The sequence below is a fragment of the gamma proteobacterium symbiont of Lampromicra miyakona genome, from assembly GCF_059730895.1.
Window position 1 is genome coordinate 2787991 of record NZ_AP035932.1, and the last position, 21090, is coordinate 2809080.

18 protein-coding genes are annotated in these 21090 nt (G+C 58.0%); 1 reads left to right on the forward strand and 17 read right to left on the reverse strand.

Features of this window, described 5'->3' with window-relative positions:
* Window positions 1-14 precede the first annotated feature (14 nt).
* The 10 genes from cydB to sdhC form a co-directional block, all read right to left on the reverse strand.
* Window positions 15-1154, reverse strand: a complete 1140-nt coding sequence (gene cydB / locus AC6I8P_RS13030) for a cytochrome d ubiquinol oxidase subunit II (RefSeq protein WP_021508533.1) — start codon at window positions 1152-1154, stop codon at window positions 15-17.
* A gap of 11 nt (window positions 1155-1165) precedes the next feature.
* On the reverse strand, window positions 1166-2737 hold the full coding sequence (gene cydA, locus AC6I8P_RS13035; RefSeq protein ID WP_058757874.1) for a cytochrome ubiquinol oxidase subunit I: 1572 nt from the start codon (window positions 2735-2737) through the stop codon (window positions 1166-1168).
* A gap of 676 nt (window positions 2738-3413) precedes the next feature.
* On the reverse strand, window positions 3414-4289 hold the full coding sequence (sucD, locus tag AC6I8P_RS13040; RefSeq protein ID WP_021508535.1) for a succinate--CoA ligase subunit alpha: 876 nt from the start codon (window positions 4287-4289) through the stop codon (window positions 3414-3416).
* Window positions 4289-5455 (reverse strand): ADP-forming succinate--CoA ligase subunit beta, encoded by a 1167-nt coding sequence (gene sucC, locus AC6I8P_RS13045; RefSeq protein ID WP_481657758.1) that lies wholly within the window; start codon window positions 5453-5455, stop codon window positions 4289-4291. The genes sucD and sucC overlap by 1 nt, the downstream gene beginning before the upstream one ends.
* Window positions 5456-5525: 70 nt before the next feature.
* Window positions 5526-6740: a 2-oxoglutarate dehydrogenase complex dihydrolipoyllysine-residue succinyltransferase gene (gene odhB / locus AC6I8P_RS13050; RefSeq protein ID WP_021508536.1), complete on the reverse strand. Its 1215-nt coding sequence runs from the start codon at window positions 6738-6740 to the stop codon at window positions 5526-5528.
* 15 nt (window positions 6741-6755) lie between these two features.
* Window positions 6756-9563, reverse strand: a complete 2808-nt coding sequence (gene sucA, locus AC6I8P_RS13055) for a 2-oxoglutarate dehydrogenase E1 component (RefSeq protein ID WP_021508537.1) — start codon at window positions 9561-9563, stop codon at window positions 6756-6758.
* Window positions 9564-9769: 206 nt separating this feature from the next.
* A complete protein-coding gene (locus AC6I8P_RS13060) occupies window positions 9770-10486 on the reverse strand; it encodes a succinate dehydrogenase iron-sulfur subunit (protein ID WP_481657759.1) in 717 nt (238 codons plus the stop codon).
* Between the two features lie 14 nt (window positions 10487-10500).
* Complete coding sequence (gene sdhA / locus AC6I8P_RS13065) at window positions 10501-12267, reverse strand: succinate dehydrogenase flavoprotein subunit (protein ID WP_021508539.1); 1767 nt, start codon at window positions 12265-12267, stop codon at window positions 10501-10503.
* Window positions 12268-12615: a succinate dehydrogenase membrane anchor subunit gene (gene sdhD / locus AC6I8P_RS13070; protein WP_021508540.1), complete on the reverse strand. Its 348-nt coding sequence runs from the start codon at window positions 12613-12615 to the stop codon at window positions 12268-12270.
* Entirely contained in the window at window positions 12609-12998 is a 390-nt protein-coding gene (gene sdhC, locus AC6I8P_RS13075; RefSeq protein WP_021508541.1) for a succinate dehydrogenase cytochrome b556 subunit, read from the reverse strand. The genes sdhD and sdhC overlap by 7 nt, the downstream gene beginning before the upstream one ends.
* Before the next feature lie 755 nt (window positions 12999-13753).
* On the opposite strand from sdhC, the gene AC6I8P_RS13080 reads away from it, so the two are divergent.
* Window positions 13754-15037: a citrate synthase gene (locus AC6I8P_RS13080; protein ID WP_021508542.1), complete on the forward strand. Its 1284-nt coding sequence runs from the start codon at window positions 13754-13756 to the stop codon at window positions 15035-15037.
* A 345-nt stretch (window positions 15038-15382) separates the two neighbouring features.
* On the opposite strand, the gene nei is transcribed toward AC6I8P_RS13080, so the two are convergent.
* The 7 genes from nei to pxpB are packed head-to-tail and all read right to left on the reverse strand — an operon-like array spanning window position 15383 to window position 20951.
* Window positions 15383-16171 (reverse strand): endonuclease VIII, encoded by a 789-nt coding sequence (gene nei / locus AC6I8P_RS13085; RefSeq protein ID WP_058769449.1) that lies wholly within the window; start codon window positions 16169-16171, stop codon window positions 15383-15385.
* A 12-nt stretch (window positions 16172-16183) separates the two neighbouring features.
* Window positions 16184-16831 carry a pyroglutamyl-peptidase I gene (gene pcp, locus AC6I8P_RS13090; protein WP_058775288.1) on the reverse strand — a complete coding sequence of 216 codons (648 nt, stop codon included), beginning with the start codon at window positions 16829-16831 and terminating at the stop codon, window positions 16184-16186.
* Between the two features lie 7 nt (window positions 16832-16838).
* Window positions 16839-17855 (reverse strand): DUF979 domain-containing protein, encoded by a 1017-nt coding sequence (locus AC6I8P_RS13095; protein WP_058775287.1) that lies wholly within the window; start codon window positions 17853-17855, stop codon window positions 16839-16841.
* Window positions 17855-18583, reverse strand: coding sequence for a DUF969 domain-containing protein (locus AC6I8P_RS13100; RefSeq protein WP_132465534.1), 729 nt, complete (start codon window positions 18581-18583; stop codon window positions 17855-17857). Before AC6I8P_RS13100 ends, AC6I8P_RS13095 begins: the two co-directional genes overlap by 1 nt.
* A 58-nt stretch (window positions 18584-18641) precedes the next feature.
* Complete coding sequence (gene pxpA, locus AC6I8P_RS13105; RefSeq protein ID WP_481657761.1) at window positions 18642-19379, reverse strand: 5-oxoprolinase subunit PxpA; 738 nt, start codon at window positions 19377-19379, stop codon at window positions 18642-18644.
* On the reverse strand, window positions 19363-20301 hold the full coding sequence (pxpC, locus tag AC6I8P_RS13110) for a 5-oxoprolinase subunit PxpC (protein ID WP_481657762.1): 939 nt from the start codon (window positions 20299-20301) through the stop codon (window positions 19363-19365). The genes pxpA and pxpC overlap by 17 nt, the downstream gene beginning before the upstream one ends.
* On the reverse strand, window positions 20295-20951 hold the full coding sequence (gene pxpB / locus AC6I8P_RS13115; RefSeq protein WP_481657763.1) for a 5-oxoprolinase subunit PxpB: 657 nt from the start codon (window positions 20949-20951) through the stop codon (window positions 20295-20297). Before pxpB ends, pxpC begins: the two co-directional genes overlap by 7 nt.
* Between the last annotated feature and the right edge of the window lie 139 nt (window positions 20952-21090).

The window sequence follows — 21090 nt, forward strand, 5'->3', positions numbered from 1 at the left end:
CTTAATCTCCTCAATCAGTACAGGGAGTGCGTATTGCGCTCAATGTGTTCTTTGGTGATGCGGCCATACATCTTGTAGTAACACCAGCTGGTGTAAGCCAGAATAATCGGCACAAAGATAATGGCAGCCACGGTCATGATCTGCAGCGTCAGCAGGCTGGAGGTCGCGTCCCACATGGTCAGGCTGGTGCCTGGCACGGTGCTGGATGGCATGATGAACGGGAACAGCGCAATGCCAGCCGTCATAATGACGCACGCCAGCGTCAGCGAAGAGAAGATAAACGCCCATGCGCCCTTCTCCATGCGCGAACACAGGATCGTCAGCAGCGGCAGCAGCGCGCCGAGCAGCGGGAACAACCACAGCACCGGCATCTGTTCAAAATTGACCAGCCAGGCTCCGGCTTCACGCACCACGTCTTTACCCAGCGGGTTAGACGCCGCGTGATGATCGATTGCGCTTTTCAGCACATAGCCATCAATGCCGTACTTCACCCACACGCCGGCCAGTACAAAGCCCACCAGCATCACCAGCGCGCTGATTTGCGCCGCCGTGCGGGAACGCAGGTGCAGTTCGCCGCTGGTGCGCATCTGCAGGTAAGTCGCGCCCTGGGCCAGAATCATCGCGACGCTGATCACCCCAGCCAGCAGGCCAAACGGATTAAGCAGCTGGAAGAAATTACCGGTGTAGAACAGGCGCAGATACTCATCAGCATGGAACGGCACACCCTGCAGCAGGTTACCGAACGCCACGCCAATCACCAGCGGCGGCACAAAGCTGCCAATGAAGATGCCCCAGTCCCAGGCACCGCGCCAGCGCATATCTTCAATCTTCGACCGGTAATCAAAGCCGACCGGACGGAAGAACAGCGAGGCCAGCACCAGAATCATCGCCACGTAAAAACCGGAGAACGCGGCGGCATAGACCATTGGCCAGGCGGCGAACAGCGCCCCGCCGGCAGTGATCAGCCAGACCTGGTTACCGTCCCAGTGCGGCGCGATGCTGTTAATCATGATGCGACGCTCGGTATCGGTGCGACCGAGGATGCGGGTCAGCATTCCCACGCCCATATCGAAGCCGTCGGTGACGGCAAAACCGATCAGCAGAATGCCAATCAGCAGCCACCAGACAAAACGCAACACTTCATAGTCAAACATGGTCGCTCTCCTTATCCGCGCGCCGGTTGAGTCACAGCCTGCACTGTTTCATGGTGATAGCGGCCGGTTTTCAGGCTGCTTGGACCAAGGCGGGCAAATTTGAACATCAGATACATTTCCGCCACCAGGAACACGGTATACAGGCCGCAGATCAGGATCATCGAGAACAGCAGATCGCCGACGGTCAGCGACGAGTTGGCCACAGCGGTTGGCAGCACCTCACCAATCGCCCACGGCTGACGGCCATATTCAGCGACAAACCAGCCAGCTTCGACGGCAATCCACGGCAGTGGAATACCGTACAGCGCCGCTTTCAGCAGCCAGCGATTCTTACCGATGCGGTTACGAATCACGCTCCAGAACGACAGCGCAATGATGCCCAGCAGCAGCACGCCACACAGCACCATGATGCGGAAGGCAAAATAGAGCGGTGCCACGCGCGGAATGGAATCCTGCGTTGCCTGCTGGATTTGCGCTTCCGTGGCGTTCGCCACGTCCGGGGTATAACGCTTGAGCAGCAGACCGTAGCCGAGATCCTGTTTATGCGTCTCAAACTCACTGCGTACCGCCGGATCTTTACTGCCGGCACGCAGCTCGTTCAGCAGCGCATAGGCTTTCATACCGTTACGGATGCGCACTTCATGCTGCGCCAGCAGATCTTTCAGGCCGGTGACCGGCGTATCGACAGAACGGGTGGCAATCAAACCGAGCAGATACGGGATCTGGATGGCGTACTTGTTCTCCTGCGTCGCCTGATCCGGCACGCCAAACAGCGTAAAGGCCGCCGGCGCCGGCTGGGTTTCCCATTCGGCTTCGATGGCGGCCAGCTTGGTTTTCTGCACGTCGCCCATTTCATAGCCGGATTCGTCACCCAGCACGATGACCGACAGCACGGCAGCCATACCGAAGCTGGCAGCGATCGCAAAGGAGCGTTTGGCAAACGCGATGTCGCGCCCTTTAAGCAGATACCAGGCGCTGATGCCCAGAATGAACATCGCTCCGGTGGTGTAGCCCGCGGCCACGGTATGCACAAATTTCACCTGCGCCACCGGGTTCAGCACCAGCTCGGAGAAGCTCACCATCTCCATACGCATGGTTTCGAAATTGAATTCGGAGGCGATCGGGTTCTGCATCCAGCCGTTCGCCACCAGGATCCACAGCGCGGACATGTTCGAGCCAAGTGCCACCAGCCAGGTCACCGCCAGGTGCTGCACTTTACCGAGGCGATCCCAGCCGAAGAAGAACAGGCCGACAAAGGTGGATTCAAGGAAGAACGCCATCAGGCCTTCGATGGCCAGCGGCGCACCGAAGATATCGCCGACGTAGTGGGAGTAATAAGACCAGTTGGTACCGAACTGAAATTCCATGGTCAGACCGGTGGCCACGCCCAGCGCAAAGTTGATACCAAACAACTTGCCCCAGAATTTGGTCATATCTTTATAAATCTGTTTTCCCGACAGGACATAGACCGTTTCCATGATCGCCAGCAAAAACGCCATACCCAGCGTTAATGGCACGAACAGGAAATGGTACATCGCCGTCAGGGCAAACTGTAAACGCGACAGCTCGACAATATCTAACATGATGACTCCTTGCTCCTCGCATGAACTCATCCTGCGAATAACAACCACAAACAGCGGGCAGTGCGATGCAGAATAAGGTCAGGAACGACTGATTATTGATTCCAGTTTTGTTACCGACAGCACAATGCGTACTGCGGCCCGAAGTGAGCGAGTAACAGTGGTGAAAATTCCCCGAAAAACCGATCGCTTCAGCCTGTTTCGAGCAGGAGTAAGATGAGGAGGCGACAGAATTGATATGACAACGCCTGGCACAAACTCCTGAAAAATGATGAAAAAGACTGAATTGATGCAGCGCAATTTATACCGGTTGGGTTGCTTTTAGCCAGCGGTAAAGTTTGCTATATATCGCCTTTTATTGATCTGGATTAAGACAATAATTTTCCAGATATGTAGTGTTAGAGTTGTTGTTAATTAGTTGTCATAAATCGATGGCGCAATTAAGAAAACAATTACCTTTCCCGTAATTATTTAACCTCTGTGCCAGCCAGACGCCTGGACGCTGACGGGAAAAAGCACGCCTCTTTGCCCTTCTTTACTCAACGACAAAGTAAGCATAGCCGCAGAAAATGTTGCCGTTACGTTTTTACTGCAAATGTGTGAGGACGGCTAATGGCCGTGCATTACAGCCATAAAAAAAGCCACCCGCAGGTGGCTTTGTTCTTTCAGCAGCAAAATCTTATTTCGCTGGCAGTACCGCTTTCACTGCGTCGCCGATATCGGCCAGGCTGCGAACGGTTTTCACACCGGCCGCTTCCAGCGCAGCAAATTTCTCATCGGCGGTGCCTTTACCACCGGCAATGATGGCGCCGGCGTGGCCCATACGCTTGCCTTTCGGCGCCGTTACGCCGGCGATATAGCCGACGACAGGCTTGGTCACGTGCTCTTTGATGAACGCCGCGGCCTCTTCTTCAGCGCTGCCGCCGATCTCACCGATCATCACGATCGCTTCGGTCTGCGGATCGTCCTGGAACATTTTCAGGATGTCGATGAAGTTGGAGCCTGGGATCGGGTCACCGCCGATGCCCACACAGGTGGACTGGCCGTAGCCGATGTCGGTGGTCTGCTTAACCGCTTCATAGGTCAGCGTACCGGAACGTGACACGATACCGACGCGGCCTGGCTGGTGAATGTGGCCCGGCATAATACCGATCTTACATTCGCCTGGGGTGATCACACCCGGGCAGTTCGGGCCAATCATGCGCACGCCTGCTTCGTCCAGCTTCACTTTCACCGTCAGCATATCCAGCGTCGGGATACCTTCGGTGATGGTGATGATCAGTTTGATGCCCGCGTCGATCGCTTCCAGGATACCGTCTTTGCAGAACGGTGCCGGCACGTAGATCACGGTAGCGGTGGCGCCTGTGGCTTCTACTGCTTCGCGCACGGTGTTAAACACCGGCAGACCGAGATGGGTGGTGCCGCCTTTACCTGGCGTCACACCGCCAACCAGCTGCGTACCATAGGCCAGCGCCTGCTCAGAGTGGAACGTTCCCTGGCCACCGGTGAAACCCTGGCAAATGACTTTGGTGTTTTTGTCGATCAGAATGGACATTATTTACCCTCCGCAGCAGCGACAACACGCTGTGCTGCGTCTGTCAGGCTGGTTGCTGCAATGATGTTAAGACCGCTGTCCGCCAGTTTCTTCGCGCCCAGCTCGGCGTTGTTACCTTCCAGACGTACCACGACCGGTACGTTGACACCCACTTCAGCCACAGCACCGATGATGCCGTCTGCGATCAGGTCGCAGCGCACGATGCCGCCGAAGATGTTAACGAATACCGCTTTCACAGCATCGTCAGACAGGATGATTTTGAAGGCTTCGGTAACGCGCTCTTTGGTTGCGCCGCCGCCAACATCAAGGAAGTTTGCAGGCTGACCACCGTGGTGTTTCACGATGTCCATAGTGCCCATCGCCAGACCAGCGCCGTTGACCATACAGCCAATGTTGCCTTCCAGCGCGACGTAGTTCAGCTCCCACTGCGTCGCGTGGGCTTCACGTGGGTCTTCCTGGCTTGGGTCGCGCATTTCACGCAGCTCTGGCTGACGGAACAGGGCATTGCCATCGGCACCCAGTTTGCCATCCAGACAGATCAGGTCGCCCTGTTTGGTGATCACCAGCGGGTTGATCTCAACCATCGCCAGGTCGCGCTCCAGGAACATGGTCGCCAGACCCATGAAGATTTTGGTGAACTGGCTGACTTGCTTGCCGGTCAGGCCCAGTTTGAATGCCAGATCGCGGCCCTGGTATGGCTGCGGGCCGGTCAGCGGATCCAGCGCCATTTTGTGGATCAGGTGCGGGGTTTCTTCCGCCACTTTTTCGATTTCCACGCCGCCTTCGGTTGACGCCATGAAGATCACGCGACGGGTAGCACGGTCAACCACTGCACCCAGATACAGCTCCTGATCGATGTCGGTCGCCGCTTCAACCAGGATCTGGTTTACCGGCTGGCCATTGGCGTCAGTCTGGTAGGTCACCAGACGTTTGCCCAGCCAGTTTTCAGCGAAAGCACGAATGTCTTCTTTACTGTTAACCACCTTCACACCGCCCGCTTTACCGCGGCCACCGGCATGAACCTGACATTTCACCACCCACGGACCCGCGCCAATTTTCGAGGCGGCTTCTTCGGCTTCACGTGGCGTGGTGCAGGCGTAGCCAGTCGGTGCTGGCATACCATACCGTGCAAACAGCTGCTTCGCCTGGTATTCGTGTAAGTTCATGATGTTCTATCCATTCAGATCTAAACAGGGTTAATTTGGGCGCGCCTCGTGCCAGCGCGCCCGGCGAAAATCAGACATCCAGCAGCAGACGCGCCGGATCTTCCAGCAGCTCTTTCACCGCGACCAGATAGCCGACAGATTCACGACCATCGATCAGACGGTGATCGTAGGAGAGCGCCAGATACATCATTGGCAGCACCACCACCTGACCATTCACCGCCATTGGGCGATCTTTGATGGCGTGCATCCCCAGAATCGCGCTCTGCGGCGGGTTGATGATCGGCGTAGACATCAGCGAACCGAACACACCACCGTTGGTGATGGTGAAGTTACCGCCGGTCAGTTCTTCCACCGTCAGCTTGCCGTCACGGCCTTTCACCGCCAGCTCTTTAATTTTCTTCTCGATGTCGGCCATGCTCAGCGCATCAACATCTTTCAGCACTGGCGTCACCAGACCACGCGGCGTTGAGACCGCGATGCTGACATCGAAATAGTTGTGGTACACCACATCGTCGCCGTCGATCGACGCGTTAACTTCCGGGAAGCGTTTCAGCGCTTCGACCACCGCTTTGATGTAGAAGGACATAAAGCCCAGACGCACGCCGTGACGCTTCTCGAAGGCATCGCCGTACTGCTTGCGCAGATCCATGATCGGCTTCATGTTGACTTCGTTGAAGGTGGTCAGCATTGCGGTGCTGTTTTTCGCTTCCAGCAGACGCTCGGCCACGCGCTTGCGCAGACGGGTCATTGGCACGCGCTTCTCGCTGCGGTTGGCGACTGCCTGCGGAGCCGCATCGGCTGCCGGTGCCGCTTTCGCGCCGTCGGCTTTCTTCGCCAGATGTTTTTCTACATCTTCGCGCGTCAGACGGCCGCCAACACCGGTGCCTTTAATCTGGCTGGCGTCGAGGTTGTTTTCCGCAATCAGGCGGCGCACGGCCGGGCTGAGCGCGTCATTGCTCTCTTCTTCCAGAGATGCAGTCTGACGCTGTGCAGGCGTAGACTCCTTGCTTTCCACTTTCGCCGTGGTCTCTTTCCCGCCGCTGTTGCCTTCCTTCAGACGGCCCAGAATCTGGCGCGATGTTACGGTGGCGCCTTCGTCTTCCAGCACCGCTTCCAGCACACCGTCAGCGGCGGCAGGCACTTCCAGTACCACTTTGTCAGTTTCGATCTCGACCAGCACTTCGTCGCGGGTCACAGAGTCGCCGGGTTTTTTATGCCAGGTGGCTACCGTGGCGTCCGCTACGGATTCAGGCAAATCGGGAACGAGAATTTCTACGCTACTCATTTTCTTTCCTTTTAATTAACCAAGGTTCAGCGCGTCATTGACCAGGTCTTGCTGCTGTTGTTGATGTACGGACATATAGCCCACGGCCGGTGAAGCAGAAGCCGGACGGCCTGCGTAACGCAGTGACGCACCAAATGGAACCACTTCGCGGAAATGATGCTGACTGCAATACCATGCGCCCTGGTTCAGTGGCTCTTCCTGACACCAGACGAAATCCTGAACATGGGCGTAATTCTTCAGCGCTTCCTGCACCGCTTTGTGCGGGAACGGATAGAGCTGTTCGATACGCACGATGGCGACATCGGTCTGCTCGTTCTTACGACGCTGCTCCAGCAGATCGTAATAAACTTTACCGGAGCACAGCACTACGCGTTTCACCTGCTGCGGATCGAGGTCGTCGATCTCACCAATCGCCGGCTGGAAGCTGCCGTTGGCCAGCTCATCAAGGCTGGATACTGCCAGCGGATGACGCAGCAGCGACTTCGGCGACATCACGATCAGCGGACGGCGCATACCGCGCAGCGCCTGACGACGCAGCATGTGGTAGACCTGCGCTGGCGTTGATGGCACGCAGACCTGCATGTTCTGCTCAGCACACAGCTGCAGATAGCGCTCAAGGCGCGCGGAGGAGTGCTCCGGCCCCTGCCCTTCGTAGCCGTGCGGCAGCAGCATCACCAGACCACACATGCGGCCCCATTTCTGCTCGCCGGAGCTGATGAACTGATCGATCACCACCTGAGCGCCGTTGGCGAAGTCACCGAACTGCGCTTCCCAGATGGTCAGCACGCGCGGCTCGGCGGTGGCGTAACCGTATTCGAACGCCAGTACCGCTTCTTCCGACAGCACCGAATCCCACACCTTGAACTGACCCTGACCGTTATGGATGTGGTGCAGCGGAGTGTAAGTCGAACCGTTCTGCTGGTTGTGAATCACCGCGTGACGGTGGAAGAAGGTGCCGCGGCCGGAGTCTTCACCCGACAGGCGCACCGGAATGCCTTCGTCCACCAGCGTGGCGTAAGCGAGGTTTTCCGCGCCGCCCCAGTCGAACAGCTTGTTGCCTTCCGCCATCTCTTTGCGGTCGTTGTAAATCTTGGCAACGCGCGACTGCACTTCCACCGCTTCCGGAATGCTGCTGATGCGGCGCGCCAGCTCCTGCAGACGTTTCATGTCCACGGTTTCCGGGTAGCTCTCATCCCACTCGTGGTTGAGGTACGGAGACCAGGTGAACGAGTGCAGGCTCATCGGACGCCATTCCGGCACCACGCACTCGCCTTCATCCAGCGCATCGCGGTACAGGTTTACCAGCTCGGTGGCATCTTCCTGCGTGGCCACGCCTTCGCTTTCCAGCTGATCGGCGTAGATTTTGCGCGGCGTCGGATGCTTTTTGATTTTCTGATACATCAGCGGCTGGGTTGCGCTTGGCTCGTCGGCTTCGTTATGGCCGTGACGGCGGTAGCACACCAGGTCGATGAACACATCGCGTTTGAAGGTGTTGCGATAATCCAGCGCCAGACGGGTAACAAACGCCACCGCTTCCGGATCGTCCGCGTTGACGTGGAAGATCGGTGCCAGCACCATTTTGCCGATGTCGGTGCAGTACGGGGTAGAACGCGCATCTTTCGGATTCGAGGTGGTGAAGCCCACCTGGTTGTTAATCACGATGCGTACGGTGCCACCCACTTCGTAACCGCGAGCCTGCGACATGTTCAGGGTTTCCTGCACCACGCCCTGGCCAATAACCGCGGCGTCACCGTGAATGGTGATCGGCAGAACTTTGTTGCTGCCCGGCTCTGCCAGACGATCCAGACGCGCACGCACCGAGCCCATGACGACCGGGCTTACAATTTCCAGATGCGACGGGTTGAACGCCAGCGCCAGGTGCACCAGGCCGCCTTCGGTTTCCACGTCTGACGAGAAGCCCATGTGGTACTTCACGTCACCGGTACCGAGGTGCTCTTTGTGCTTGCCGGAGAACTCGTCGAACAGATCCTGCGGTTTTTTACCCAGTACGTTGATCAGCACGTTGAGACGGCCGCGGTGCGCCATGCCCAGCACCACTTCACGCGTGCCGCTCTTGCCGGCGTGGCGAATCATTTCGCGCAGCATCGGTACCAGCGCATCACCGCCTTCCAGCGAGAAGCGTTTGGCACCCGGGAATTTCGCGCCGAGGTATTTTTCCAGGCCCTCTGCCGCCGTCAGCTCTTTCAGGAAACCTTTTTTCTCGTCCGCGCTGAATGACGCATGGCCTACTACCGATTCCAGACGCTGCTGAATCCAGCGCTTCTCTTCGGTGTTGTTGATGTGCATGTACTCTGCACCAATCGAACCACAGTAGGTCTGCTGCAGTGCGGCATAAAGATCGGCCAGCTTCATGGTCTCTTTGCCAATGGCGAAAGAGCCTACGTTAAAGCTTTCCTGAAAATCGGCGTCGGTCAGATCGTGGAAGGCCGGATCGAGATCCGCCACGCGTTCCTGCTTCCACAGGCCGAGCGGATCGAGGTTAGCGTGCTGATGGCCGCGGAAGCGGAACGCATTAATCAGCTGCAGCACTTTAACCTGTTTGGAATTAGCGGCCGGATCGGTGACTGTGGAGGTGTAGCGGGTGGCGTCTTTCGCCAGGCGGCGGAAGTATTCACGCGTCGTGGAGTGAAACTGCTCAGGTTTCACGCCGGTGCCCGGCAGCTGCTGGAACATCGAGCGCCACACTTCATCAACAGAGTCAGGATCGGTCAGGAAATCCTCATAGAGTTGCTCTATGTAGGACTGGTTCGCGCCGGCCAGCCAGGAGGAGTCCAGCCAGGGTTTCATCGCGCTGTTCTGCATTGTGATCCCTTAAGCATTAATCTGCTTTTTTGAGGTTTCATTTGTTGCCGCTTACGCGGCTTGCCGTAGTGAGTTCAGCGATACGAACCTGTGCGCAACCGGCGCCTGGCCCGTAAGGGAACCTTTATAAGCGTGGTCAGTACCGCGCTTATAGAGGCTTCCGTAAACGATCGGGAACCTGGGTTCCCGATCGTGACTTCCGTTTGTTACGCCCCGCGCTGCAGCAGCATCGACTTAATATGGCCGATGGCGCGCGTTGGGTTTAAGCCTTTCGGGCACACGCTCACACAGTTCATGATGCTGTGACAGCGGAAAACACTGAAAGCATCATTCAGATTGTCGAGACGCGCATCGGTTTCGGTGTCGCGGCTGTCAATCAGGAAGCGGTACGCCGCCAGCAGGCCGGCCGGACCGATGAACTTGTCCGGATTCCACCAGAACGACGGGCACGACGTGGAGCAGCAGGCACAGAGAATACACTCGTACAGGCCGTCCAGGTGCTCACGCTGCGCAGGCGTTTGCAGATACTCGCGCGCTGGCGGATTTTCCCCATTATTCAACAGGAAAGGCTTAATCTTCTCATACTGAGCATAGAATTGCCCCATGTCCACCACGAGGTCGCGGATTACCGGCAAACCCGGCAGCGGACGGATTACAATCTTCTTGCTGCCATTGCCCAGTGCGGAGACCGGCGTGATACATGCCAGGCCATTTTTACCGTTCATGTTGAGGCCATCGGAGCCGCACACGCCTTCACGACAGGAGCGACGGAAGGCCAGCGTAGGATCCTTCTCTTTCAGACGGATCAGCGCGTCCAGCAGCATCATGTCGCGACCATCTTCCGCTTCGAGGGTGTAATCCTGCATGCGCGGTTTGTCATCGACTTCCGGGTTGTAACGATAGATAGAAAATTCGAGTCTCATGATGATCTCCGCAATTAGTAAGTACGCGCTTTCGGCGGGAAGGCCGCACGCAGTTTCGGTTGCATGTTCACCTCACGGCGCGTCATGCTTTCCGTTTGCGGAACATAGAGGCTGTGGCACAGCCAGTTGGCATCATCACGCTCCGGGTAGTCGAAGCGGCTGTGAGCGCCACGGCTTTCGGTGCGGAAGTTGGCCGCTACCGCGGTGGCGTAAGCGGTTTCCATCAGGTTATCCAGCTCAAGGCATTCGATACGCTGGGTGTTGAAGTCCGGTGAACGGTCATCGAGACGCGCATTTTTCAGGCGCTCACGAATCTCTTTCAGCTCGGCCAGGCCTTCACGCATTGCATCCCCTTCACGGAATACCGAGAAGTTGTTCTGCATGCAGCGCTGCAGCGCCTTGCGGATTTCAACCGGGTCTTCACCGGTGGTGTTGTTTTCCCAGCGGTTGAAGCGGGCCATCGCCGCGTCGATTTCATCTTCGGTGGCGTCGCGCAGTTCGCCCTGCTCAGCGATGCACTCCATCAGGTGAACACCGGCCGCGCGGCCAAATACCACCAGGTCGAGCAGCGAGTTGCCGCCAAGACGGTTTGCGCCGTGTACCGATACGCAGGCAATTTCGCCTACCGCGAACAGGCCCGGAATCACTTCATCTTCGCCCTGCTCGTTGACGCGCAGCGCCTGACCGGTCACGCGGGTCGGCACGCCGCCCATCATGTAGTGGCAGGTCGGGATAACCGGAATCGGTTCTTTAATCGGGTCAACGTGAGCAAAGGTACGCGACAGCTCAAGGATGCCCGGCAGACGGGATTCCAGCACTTCAGCACCCAGATGGTCGAGTTTCAGTTTGATGTGCGGACCCCATGGGCCGTCGCAGCCGCGACCTTCACGGATTTCCACCATCATTGAACGCGCCACCACATCACGGCCCGCCAGATCTTTGGCGTTTGGCGCGTAGCGCTCCATGAAACGTTCGCCATGCTTGTTCAGCAGATAGCCACCTTCACCACGGCAGCCTTCGGTCACCAGCACACCCGCCCCGGCGATGCCGGTTGGGTGGAACTGCCACATCTCCATATCCTGCATTGGCACGCCGGCACGCAGCGCCATGCCGACGCCGTCGCCGGTGTTGATGTGGGCGTTGGTGGTGGACTGATAGATACGGCCAGCACCGCCGGTCGCGAGGATAGTGGCTTTGGCTTTGAAGTAGACCGTTTCACCGGTTTCGATGCAGATGGCGGTACAGCCGACGATCGCACCGTCAGCGTTTTTCACCAGATCCAGTGCATACCACTCGGAGAAGATGGTGGTTTTGTTTTTCAGGTTCTGCTGATACAGCGTATGCAGCAGGGCGTGGCCGGTACGGTCGGCAGCAGCAGCGGTACGCGCCGCCTGCTCACCACCGAAGTTTTTCGACTGACCACCAAACGGACGCTGATAAACGCGGCCGTCATCAAGACGGGAGAATGGCAGGCCCATGTGCTCCAGCTCCAGAATCGCTTCCGGACCGGTTTTACACATATATTCGATCGCGTCCTGGTCACCGATGTAATCGGAGCCTTTGACGGTATCGTACATGTGCCATTCCCAGTTATCTTCGTGGGAGTTACCCAGCGCCACGGTAATCCCGCCCTGCGCCGATACGGTGTGGGAACGGGTTGGGAACACTTTGGATAACAGAGCACAGCTCTGGCCCGATTGGGAGATTTGCAGCGCGGCGCGCATACCCGCACCACCTGCGCCGATCACCACGGCATCAAATTCTCTGACTGGCAAACTCATTTACACACCCCACACCACAACAGTTCCATAAATTGCATACGACAACAGCGCGACCACAATCACCAGTTGCAACACCAGACGCGTTGCCAGCGGTTTCACGTAGTCGGTCAGGACCTGCCACATGCCAATCCAGCCGTGGACCAGAATCGAGAACAGCGTCAGCAACGTGAACACTTTGGTAAAGGAGGAAGCGAAAAAGCCGCGCCAGACGTCATACGTCAGCGTGCCGGTCATCACGACAAAACCGAGGATGTAGAGAATGTAGAGCGTAATTAAGATTGCAGCAGCACGCAGTAACAGCCAGTCATGGATACCGTTGCGTCCTAATGCAGAAGCATTGCTTACCATACGAGGACTCCAGCCAGAATTGAGAGCACGACAGTGATAACAAAAACCGCTTGCGCGGTACGGGTTCCCACCTGCAGGGTTTCTGCCGTAAAACCGAAGTCGGCCAGCATGTGACGAATGCCGCTTGCTGCGTGATATGCCAGCGCGGTCAGGATGCCCCACATGATGAATTTGGCGAAGAAGCTATCCATGATGGATGCCGCTTGCTGGAAACCTTCCGGAGAAGAGAGGGAGAGACCCAGTAACCAGAGCAGAATTCCGAGAGCGACAAAGGTAATCACGCCGGAGACGCGGTGGAGAATGGACGATATTGCAGTAACGGGAAACCGGATCGTCGAGAGATCCAAGTTAACAGGTCTTTGTTTTTTCACGGTTTTGCCCACACAGCTCTTTTTTATTTTGCTTCCTCCGGTCCTGAGTTACAGAAGAGCACAGTGCGTGTTCGGACTGCAACCGCCACCAAAATAGCAACATCCAGTGTTAAATGAAGCGGGTAAAACGCTGGGTGGCTCCTGGTGTCAGGGTATTCCGGAGACCTGGCGGCAGTATAGGAGGATCACATTCTGATTACAATTCCCCTACAATCTCTTTGGTCACATTTAAGCTGAACAGTGATCCGCCTCACGTATTTCACAATTTATACATTTTTAATTATCTGATTTGACAATAGATCAACATTTCAGTTACAAACGAACGCACTAAAACCCTATGATGCATAAAAGTTATGGGGATACACTTTCCCCTAAGCTCAAGTTATGTAACATTGCCTTTACGAGCAATACAAACCGTCAGGTTATTGGTTACCAAGAAGTTATGTCGTGACAGGATCTTTAACATCCACGATGTGCAGCGCGTCATGCCCGGACACCACCGATTGGCTTTACACATTTCGCTCCGTAACCTTGCAGCATGAACGTTACCGCTGAGTGATGCTGTGAAGATTCTGTTTTAGCCTAAGTCGTGCGGGTTGCAACAAGGCAGTAAGCGTGCAAATGATGGGCGTTTACGCAAGTAAATGACCGCACTGCGCGCGCGCAGCCAGTGTAGCGGCGGCCCGAAAATACGGCGGGTAAACGCAACATGATGACTGTTCTGGTGTCTAAGATCCTTACCTACTAAGGCGCTATGGAGACGAAAAATGACAGATAAAAAAGTGACGCTAACCCTACAAGATAACAACTCCGTGGAACTGGATGTGATGCAAGGCACGCTGGGACAGGATGTTGTTGATGTCCGCGCCCTTGGCTCAAAAGGCCTGTTCACCTTCGACCCCGGTTTTACCTCTACGGCGTCCTGCGAATCAAAAATTACCTTTATTGATGGTGATGAAGGGATTTTGTTACATCGCGGTTTCCCTATCGATCAGCTGGCTACCCACTCAAACTATCTGGAAGTGTGCTACATCCTGCTGAACGGCGAAGCCCCAACACAGGCGCAGTACGACGAGTTCCGCACTACCGTAACCCGTCACACCATGATTCACGAGCAGATCACCCGCCTGTTCCACGGCTTCCGTCGTGATTCACACCCGATGGCAGTGATGTGCGGCGTGACCGGCGCGCTGGCAGCCTTCTATCACGATTCATTAGACGTGAATATTGAACGTCACCGTGAAATCGCCGCCTTCCGCCTGCTGTCAAAAATGCCGACCATGGCCGCGATGTGTTACAAATACTCCATCGGCCAGCCGTTTGTGTATCCGCGTAACGACCTCTCCTATGCCGGTAACTTCCTGCATATGATGTTTGCTACGCCGTGTGAAGAGTACAAAGTGAACCCGGTGCTGGAACGCGCCATGGACCGTATTCTGATCCTGCACGCTGACCACGAACAGAACGCATCAACTTCTACCGTGCGTACCGCCGGTTCTTCCGGTGCGAACCCGTTTGCCTGTATCGCCGCCGGTATCGCCTCGCTGTGGGGACCTGCGCACGGTGGTGCCAACGAAGCCACGCTGCGTATGCTGGAAGAGATCAGCACCGTGGATCACATCCCGGAATTCGTGCGTCGCGCCAAAGATAAGAACGATTCGTTCCGTCTGATGGGCTTCGGTCACCGTGTGTATAAGAACTATGACCCGCGCGCAACCGTGATGCGTGAAACCTGTCATGAAGTGCTGAACGAACTGGGCATGAAGGACGACCTGCTGGAAGTGGCGATGGAGCTGGAGCACATCGCGCTGAACGACCCGTACTTTATCGAGCGCAAACTCTATCCGAACGTCGATTTCTATTCCGGCATCATTCTGAAAGCGATGGGCATTCCGTCATCAATGTTTACCGTAATCTTCGCGATGGCGCGTACCGTTGGCTGGATTGCGCACTGGAAAGAGATGCACGACGAAGGCATGAAGATTGCCCGCCCACGTCAGCTCTACACCGGTTACACCGAGCGCGAATTCAGCTCGGCGCTGAAAAAATAACAATCAGGGCGGGTTATCCCGCCCTTTTCTTTTTTAGTATACGGCGAAAGTTTGGGGCGCATCGTGCCGAGCCCTGCCTGGCTGAGCCCCGTTTCAGGCGTCCTCGCGCCGCTGACGCGGTACCTTCACACCCTTCGTCAGTCTGACGGACCGCCGTAGACGGGACATCCTGTCCCGGCTCCGGCTTTCGCCCGCATCCATGCGGTCTCATCCTGACTTCCTCATGCTGTTCAGCGCTGCGGATTGCCTGCCCCGGCGCTCAGCCAGTCAGTGCATTAGCTCTGGTGCAGTTTGCCGGAAGACGATGATGGCCTGTCCCACGCCTCGTCTATTAGTGACCAAAACTCAATGCTGACAGCCCGGACACCAGTAAAACGGTCGTGATGACAGTACGCCCTTCTCAATGACGGTACCGCAGCGCCGGCACTTTTTGCCCTGGCGGTGAAACACCTCGAAACGAAACGCTGCCTCTTCGTGATACTTCTTCATGCTGCCACGCATCTGATAAGACAAACGCGGCACCGCCAGCATGGCGTGGCTCAACGCATCCAGCTGCTGGTCGCTCAAATCCTGTGCACGATGCTGCGCCAGCAAACCGGCGTGCCACAAAATCTCGACGCGCAGATAGTTGCCGAGCCCGGCGAGAAATGCCTGATCCAGCAGCAAACCGCTGAACTGGCGGCGACGAAAACGCGGCGACAGCAGTCGCTCGCGCACCTCTTCCACCGTCAGCGTAGCGTCCAGTACGTCCGGTCCGACGCGTTGCAAAAACGGATGCGCGCCGAGCGTATCTGCGTTCAGCAGCTCAATATCCGAAGCGCTATACAGCAAAATTGCCCGGTCGGCATTACCCAGCCGCACGCGCAGCTGGCGCGAAGTATTGGGTTCAGTCCCGCTCGGCACCACACGCCACACGCCGTACAGCTGATTATGGCTGTACAGCGTCAGTCCGTTAGAGAAATGCGTCAGCAGTGCCTTGCCGCGCGTTTCAAAGGCGTCGATGGTTTCCCCCATCAGCGCCGGTTCGTAGGTCTTCAGCGCCGGAAAAGCAAACCACACCTCGGTCAGAGGTTTGCCCACCATTGCCGCTGCAAGTTGATCCGCCGCGCGGCGGATCTCCGGTCCCTCTGGCATAACCGCTCCTGATTAATGGGTTGCGCCGCCCACTTCGCGAATGTCTTTCTCAGTGCTGAGAATCACCTGCAGCGACGTTTCCAGCGCCTGAATCACACTGGCGGTCGACATACTTGGTGCGCCAGGATGCTGCGCCGCCTGCTGCGGCATATAAGGAATATGCACGAAACCGCCGCGTGCTGCGCTGCCTGTGGTCTGCAGCCAGTGCAGCAGGTGATACATGACGTTATTGCAGGTAAACGTCCCGGCGGTTTGCGACACCGAAGCCGGAATCCCCACTTCGCGCAGTGCCGCGACCATCGCTTTGATCGGCAGCGTAGAGAAATAGGCCGCCGGTCCCCCGGCGACAATCGGCTGATCGACCGGCTGCTGCTGGTCGTTATCCGGAATGCGCGCATCGTTCACATTAATCGCCACGCGCTCTACGCTGATATCGCTGCGCCCGCCAGCCTGGCCGACGCACAGCACGCGGTGCGGCTGCAACTCTTCCAGCGCAGCGGTCAGCACCTGGCCGCAGCGGGCGAATACCACCGGCAGCTGGCGCACCACAATCCGCGCGCCGCCGAACTCCCGACCATCAAAGCTGCGCACCGCTTCCCACGACGGATTAATGCGCTCGCCGCCAAACGGCTCGAACGCCGTCATTAACACCGTTTTCATCGCAACCTCACAGGAACATCAGGAAATAAAGCAGGAAAATATTTACCAGTAACAGTAGCACACCGGTTGGTACCTGAGCCTTGATCACCGCGTTACGGTCCGGCAGCTCCAGTAAACGTGCCGGAACAATATTGAAGTTGGCAGCCATCGGCGTCATCAGCGTGCCGCAGTACCCGCAGAACATGCCGATCGCCGCCATAACCGCCGGATTGCCGCCGTGCTGCAGCACCAGAATCGGAATACCGATGCCGGCGGTGACAATCGGGAACGCCGCAAACGCATTGCCCATCACCATGGTCAGCAGCGCCATGCCCAGCGCATACACCGCGACCGCAATCAGCCGGTTATCCACCGCCAGATAGTGTTCGGTCAAATGTGAAATCGCCGTCCCGACGCCAGCGCTGGTAAACAGCAGGCCGAGCGTGGCGAGAATCTGCGGCAGAATAAACGCCCAGCCAACCGCATCCAGCAAACGCCGCGTCTCCTGCATCGACTGCAGCGGCTTCTCGTGGGTAAACTTCAGCGCAATCAGCCAGCCCAGCACGCAGCCAATCATCATCGAAAACAGCGTGACCAGCGTCGAATGATTGCCCGGGCCAAATACCTTCTCCTGCAGACCGGGAATATGATTGAACGCCAGCACGCCAATAACCGTCACCAGCGGAATTGCCAGCGCCGGCAGGAACAGCTTATTGCCGAGACGCTGCGCGCTCTGCTGCTTCTGTTCATCGCTGCGCTGATGATAGCGACCGAGGCGCACGCCGCCGAACCCGGCAATTAGCGCCATGACCACCACCGCCGCGCCCACGGCAATATGCAACCAGCGACGTCCCAGCTCCGCATCACCGGCCCACTGCCCCATCAGTTGATAAGCACCGTCGCCAATCAGGAAAATCAGACCGTACAGCGCCCAGAATAAACCGGTGGTAAAACGGCGTGGGTTGGCGCTATCGCGCCATGACAGCAGCGCGACAATCAGCAGGATCGCCCCGGCCAGCCACATCAGATACTGTTGCTGAAACATCACTCACCTCCTTTTGCGCGCAGCGCCTGCTGGTTGAGCGCGCCCAGCTCACGCGACAGCTGACGGTCGAGCCGCACCAGTCGCGCAGCATGAATCAGGAACGCACACAGCGCCGTCGGAATGCCCCACAGCGCGATGTGCAACGGTTCGGTGCTGATGCCCGCCGACTCCTGCATAAAGTTGTGCATGAAGATGATGGCGCCAAAGGCCACGAAGATATCTTCACCAAAGAACAGACCGACGTTATCGGTGGCCGCCGACATGGCGCGCAGCCGCTGGCGTATCTCGGGTGACACGGTGCCGTAACGATTTTCGGTTGCGCCTTCGGCCATCGGTGCCAGCAGCGGACGCACCATCTGCGGGTGACCGCCCAGGCTGGTCAGCCCCAGCGCCGCAGTCAGTTCACGCACGAACAGATAGACAATCAGTAAACGGCCAGCGGTGGCAGTTTTGATGCGGGCGATCCACGTCTGCGCGCGCTCTTTCAAGCCGTGACGCTCCAGCAGTCCGATCACCGCCAGCGGTAACAGCAGGATCAACGGCAGATTGCGGGTATTGAGAAAGCCGGAGCCGAGCTTCTCCAGAATATCGCCGAGCGGCATGTGCGCTGCCAGCCCGGTAACAAAACCGGCTACAATCACCACCAGCACCGGATTGAAGCGCAGCACAAAGCCGAGCACAATCGCGGCGATGCCGAGTAACGGCCAGAGATTGACCACGTTATCCATGTTTTCCCCTCGTCAGAAATAAAAAAGCCCGGCAACAGGCCGGGCCAACAGTCAATGCTCAGGCGCTGGTGACAGCAATCTGATTTGTCGCAAAAGCGGCGCGCAGCGTGCGGGCGAATGCCAGCGCATGAGCGCCATCGCCATGCAGACAAACCGTCTGCGCGTTCACCGCCACCCATTCGCCGCTGATGCTGCGCACCTGTCGCTGCTGCACCATCGTCAGCGTCTGCGCCAGCGCCTGCTCTGCCTCTTCGATTAACGCCCCCGGCTGGCTGCGCGGCACCAGCGCGCCACTGGCCAGATAGCCGCGGTCGGCAAACACTTCTTCGCGCGTGCGCAAACCGTGATGCGCGGCGGCGGCAATTGAGGCGCTGCCCGCCAGACCAACCAGAATCAACGCCGGATCGACGGCTTTCACCGCGCGCGCAATCGCATCCGCCAGCTGTGCATCCGCCGCCGCCTGGTTATACAGCATGCCGTGCGGCTTCACGTGCGCCAGCTGCGCCCCTTCACTTTCGGCGATGCTTTTCAGGGCACCAATCTGGTAGATCACCTGGGCATACACGGTTTCCGGCGGCAGCTGCATGGCGGTCCGGCCAAAGTTTTCCCGGTCGGGGAAGCTCGGATGCGCACCAATCGCCACGCCGTTGGCACTGGCCCAGCGCACTGACTGCAGCATGGTTTCGGCATCGCCGGCATGGAAACCGCAGGCGATGTTGGCCGAGCTCACCAGCTCCAGCAGAGCCCGATCGCTGGCGCTGCCTTCACCGAGGTCGGCGTTAAGATCGATCTTCATGAGCAAGCCCCCAGGCTATCTGATCAAGCGAACGCTGCTGCTGCTGTTTCGCCAGCAGCGCTTCCTCCAGCGTACAGCGAATGAAGTGGATCGGTTCTCCCAGACGAATCTGCGCCAGCTGATAAAGGTCGGCTTCGATCACGCAGGCGATACGCGGATAACCGCCGGTGGTTTGCGCATCGGCCATCAGCACAATCGGCTGACCGTTTGGCGGCACCTGCACCACACCCGGCACCAGGCCGTGCGACAGCAGTTCACGCGCGGCACTGCGCTGCAGCGGACTGCCCTGCAGCCGATAGCCCATGCGGTTACTTTGCGGGCTGAGCTGCCACGGGTTACGCCAGAAAGCGTCCTGCGCGTCATGGGTAAATTCGTTGTACTCCGGCCCCGGCAGCGCGCGGATGCGGTTGCCCCACAGCAGCTGCCGTACGCCAGCCTGATGGCTGAAGCGGCGCGTCGGCTTACCCAGCGGCAGCTGATCGCCATCCTGCAGTTTACGCCCCTGCCAGCCGCCAAAGGCCGCTTTGAGGTCGGTGCTGTGCGAGCCCAGCATGGCGTCGATGGCGAAACCGCCGTTCACCGCCAGATAGCTGCGCATACCGCGCGTGGGCATGGACAGGCTCAGCACCTGGCCCTTTTTCACCGGCAGGCGCCAGCCGGTCCACACCGGCTGACCATCCAGTTCGGCGCTGCAGCTGGCGCCGGTCAGCGCAAACCAGCCGTCGCGGCGAAACTCCGCTTTGAACTGGCCGAGCACAATCTCCAGCACCGCGCAGTTTTCCGCGTTGCCGACCAGCATGTTGGCCGTGCGCATTGAAGGCTCATCCAGGGCGCCGCTCAGGCTGATACCGTATTGCCGCCAGCCGTGACGGCCGCGATCCTGCACCGAGGTCATTAATCCGGCACGCAAAATGTTTAACATACGCCCTCCGACTGCGGTACGAAGCGGATGCTATCGCCGGGACGCAGCAGCGTCGGCGGCTGCTGTTGCGGATCGAACAGGCTCAGCGACGTGTGACCAATCAGCTGCCAGCCGCCGGGCGCGGCCAGCGGATAGATGCCGGTCTGACTGCCGCCAATCCCCACCGAACCGCCAGGCACCACCAGCCGCGGCTCGGCGCGACGCGGCGTGTGCAGCCGTTCGTCAAGCCCACCGAGATAAGGGAAACCCGGCTGGAAGCCAATGAAATAGACCACGTAATCCGCGCTGCTGTGCAGCTCCACCACCTGTTGGGAGGTCAGGCCCGCCGCACGGGCGACCTCTGCCAGATCCGGCCCGCCGGCACCGCCATACACCACCGGAATCTCAATCTGACGCGGCTCGGCCAGCAGCACTTCGCTCTCCTCCCACCAGCGCTGCAAGCGTTCGATCGCGTCCAGCGCTTTCAGCTGCGGATCGCGCAGCAGCAGCGTCAGGTTGTTCATGCCCGGAATCACTTCCGCCACCTGCTCATTCTGCTGCAGCCGCTGACACAATCCCCAGATGCGCTGCTGGCTGACGAGCGAAACCGGCGGTTCCAGCTCCAGTACCACCGCTCGCTCACCCAGCAGATAACAACGTGCTCGTTGCAAAACCCACCTCCCGGTCATTAATAAAACGCGCCGTTTTCGCGCGCCAAAGGGCATTCGCTTATACGTAAAGTCAATAAGTTATGCGAAAGTGAAGGAGGTGTGTCAACTGATTTGCGCCCGGAGACACTTATCCGGGCGC